The sequence below is a fragment of the Streptomyces achromogenes subsp. achromogenes genome, from assembly GCF_000720835.1.
Lineage (GTDB): Bacteria > Actinomycetota > Actinomycetes > Streptomycetales > Streptomycetaceae > Streptomyces > Streptomyces achromogenes.
In genome coordinates, this window is sequence record NZ_JODT01000134.1 from 1 (window position 1) to 297 (window position 297).

A 297-nucleotide genomic window follows, 5' to 3' on the forward strand; every position below is an offset into this window, starting at 1 on the left:
CGTCGGCGACATGTCCTGCACCGGCGCGGTCGACTCCGACGCCGACACCATCGAGAAGGTCATCGCCGAGATCGCGGCGTCCCGGCTGACCGAGCGCGGTGCGACCCGCGCCGACGACAAGCTGTCCGAGGCCGCGATGGAAGACCGCAAGCGCGAGGGGTACTTCTAGGCATGAGCCCGACCATCGAGACCCTCCGTTTCGCCACCGCCGGCTCCGTCGACGACGGCAAGTCCACCCTCGTCGGGCGGCTGCTGCACGACTCCAAGTCGGTCCTCGCCGACCAGCTGGAGGCCGTG

General features: G+C 70.0%; 1 pseudogene. It reads left to right on the forward strand.

Features of this window, described 5'->3' with window-relative positions:
* Positions 1-169 (forward strand): annotated as a pseudogene (locus tag IH25_RS42750) (sulfate adenylyltransferase subunit CysD); the annotation flags it as partial.
* Between the last annotated feature and the right edge of the window lie 128 nt (positions 170-297).